At 42.1% G+C, this 2,971-nt stretch carries 3 protein-coding genes; 1 reads left to right on the forward strand and 2 read right to left on the reverse strand.

The annotated features are described in order from the left end of the window. A partial coding sequence (locus ACSHX2_RS15205; protein WP_435693811.1) for a hypothetical protein occupies positions 1-214 on the forward strand: 214 nt, incomplete at its 5' end. On the opposite strand, the gene ACSHX2_RS15210 is transcribed toward ACSHX2_RS15205, so the two are convergent. Both ACSHX2_RS15210 and ACSHX2_RS15215 read right to left on the reverse strand, forming a co-directional pair. Then, entirely contained in the window at positions 114-575 is a 462-nt protein-coding gene (locus tag ACSHX2_RS15210; protein WP_435693810.1) for a pentapeptide repeat-containing protein, read from the reverse strand. The genes ACSHX2_RS15205 and ACSHX2_RS15210 overlap by 101 nt on opposite strands. Positions 576-1,515: 940 nt before the next feature. Continuing rightward, on the reverse strand, positions 1,516-2,241 hold the full coding sequence (locus tag ACSHX2_RS15215; protein WP_435693809.1) for a suppressor of fused domain protein: 726 nt from the start codon (positions 2,239-2,241) through the stop codon (positions 1,516-1,518). Positions 2,242-2,971: the final 730 nt, after the last annotated feature.

Genomic DNA, 2,971 nt, shown 5'->3' on the forward strand with positions numbered 1-2,971 from the left:
TTTAGAGTTTGAGTGTAGTGAAGATTTTGAAAAGCGTAAACGCGGTCTGAGGTTGGGTGCAGCGTCTTGTTATGCAAATGCAATTTATGGTGTAGGGGCTATGTACTATAAAGCTACTCAGGGAATTGGGTGTTCTCAGAAAACACATCAACGACCGAATTATCTCTCCAATTACAGTTTTCAAACTTTGTGCTGCCAACTTCACCCTTTTTGAAAGTGCATGATTCGAATCTACATGTTCTGAAGGTAATCCAGTGATACTGAATTTTTGTGAAGTTAGTATTTATGAATGTACAGTGCTCAAATATGACCTCAGATGCTCGTGTTCTTGAAAGATTAGCATTGGTGAAGTTACAATGTTTGAAGTGTCCGCGAAGTACTGATTCAGAGAAGTTTGTTTTATTGAAGTTACAGTCTTCGAATTTGTTACCAATATTTGTGCTGATTTTGGCCCTACTAAAGTTGCAGCGGATAAATTTACACCCCAGGAATTGTGCAGGAGCGTGAATCTGTTCTTTTTCCAGATTCTCTTCTATAAATGTCTTATATTTGAGGAAGCTGTTCATTTTTAGCATAACGTAAAGCACACCAACCGAAGACACGGCCAGAAAGCTTGTTTGTGAGTTTAGAGTTTGAGTGTAGTGAAGATTTTGAAAAGCGTAAACGCGGTCTGAGGTTGGGTGCAGCGTCTTGTTCTGCAAGGCGATTTAGAGAAGGAACAGGATGAATATGAGTGAAACTGCCGTGTTGAAAAGCAGAGAATAGAGAGTGGAGGAATGGCTACGGAGAATTGAGCGCACAAGCCGAGAGTCTGAAATGTGAGGGATCGAAACTGAAACCGCTAATTACTCTGAATGGAAAAGCCAAAGTGGATCTTCGGAAAATGTCAGGAATGAATAATCCTCCGTGAATCAACTTCCTTTAGAAATCGGAACTTAGCTAACTGGCGTGATTGAATGTCCAAATGGAGATTTTATCCGCTGAGATCGAAGTCGAACAAGCTGAGGAGTGCTTAAGTGGGAAATGTTCAAATTTAGCAGAACGTAAAGCACACCAACCGAGTACTCGACCAGAAAGCTTTGGGTTTAGATTTATGTGTGAATGTAGAGAAAGGTAAGTCGCGCTCAACCGCGGTACGAGGTTGGGTGCAGCGTCTTGTTAGACAAGTCGATGCGTTAGATGTGCTGGTCGCTTACACCTAATCTGGATGAGACAAACTAAGAGAAATCAGGTGATTCTGGAAAGACTAATCTGGATTTGTACTTGGGTTTAAGAATGTACTAAAATGATCTTACCAAGTTCGTCCTGCTTGAAGATGGGGTGATGTGTCACCTGAATAGAAGCGATACGTCAACTGAACGATCTACTTCCTAAAATCTTCAAATCCACGCTAACGTAAAGCACACCAATCACCGAACTCTCAGCGTGCTTTGGTTTTGGGTTAATGTTTGAATTGTGAAATTGGATCGCGTCTCGACGGTGAGGGGATTGGGTGCAGCGTCTTGTTAGCCAAAGTCAGTTTCTTCCGAACGGCCACCATGACTTCTTCTTTAGTACGCTAGCTCTCCCGGGATTAAGAAGTTCCGATATATTGTTACTATCAAACCCATCAAAAAGAGATTCAGCTCCATGTTTGAGTTTGTGTTCAATCTCGTTAGTGTGCAGAGGAATGATACTGTGAAAATGTATTGTTTTATCGGGAGCCTTCAATTCATAGAACTCTTCAGGTAGAAGAATTGGAGGTATAAGCATAATACCAGTCATGTTAGTATTAGGAGCGTATGGTTCTGCAGGGTCACCATTAGGAATGGTGTGTAAAGACCACAACCAAGTTTGGTACTCATGTGGGAATCTAGCTAAAGTCTTGAGCATTCTGAGTGGCCAGTAGTTACTTTCGTCTTTCAGAGATTCTTCAGATAATGGCCAATCAGGAGGTAATGAAATCATTAGTTCTGAGTATGCCAGATCCTTATAATCTTCCGGTGGGCTCATCGCTAGATCAGACATGCCAGAGGTGACCAGTGTATAGAAGTTTCTGGAAGAGGTGGGCTCGACTATGTGAATATCTATGTGGATTAGGTCTGATATAATCTCATGAAATACGTTAGAGATTGGACCGATGTGTTGTTCGATATGGTCAGAAATTAGATCTATTGACTCACCATCACCTATAACGGGTGTGAATTCTGTTTTTCTTGCTTCGTGTCTTAGAATAGGAGCGCCTGATTCAGATGTATTCATGGTAGATATGTGGGTTGTTTTTTAGGCTAACGTAAAGCACACCAATCACTGAACTCTCAGCGCACTTTGTTTTTGGGTTAATGTTTGAATTTGGGAAATTGGTTCGCGTCTCGACGGTGAAGGGATTGGGTGCAGCGTCTTGTTAGATAAGGCAATTTTGAGCTGCGATTAGTCTAGATTAAGAGAGTTCCTGTGATCTTGAAGAGAAGGTGCAATTAGTAAACTACCGCAGGATTCGCAATAGGAGGCCTGAGCAGAACGGCTCGGAATCATAAATTTGATCCACTTACATTTAGGTCTTCTGAATTCAAGTTGTGAACTACCGAATCCAGTAAGAAGGGTATTAAATAATCCTCTATTGAGAGCTGCTTCTACTGAAACCATTGAATGTCCGCAATTGGGGCAAGTATGTTTGGATGGCCTCATATTTAGTCTAACGTAAAGCACACCAATCACTGAACTCTCAGCGCGCTTTGGGTTTGGGTTAATGTTTGGAGATTGGAAATGGCTCGACTCTCGGCGGTGAAGGGATTGGGTGCAGCGTCTTGTTAGCGAAGTCGATGCGTTAGATGTGCTGGTCGCGTACACCTAATCTGGATGAGACAAACTAAAGGGAACCAGGTGATTCTGGAAAGACTAATCTGGATTCGTACTTGGGTTTAGGAATGTACTAAAATGATCTTACCAAGTTCGTCCTGTTTGAAGATGGGGTGGTGAGTGATCTGAATGG

This window comes from Rubritalea sp. (assembly GCF_051252225.1).
Taxonomy (GTDB): domain Bacteria; phylum Verrucomicrobiota; class Verrucomicrobiia; order Verrucomicrobiales; family Akkermansiaceae; genus Rubritalea.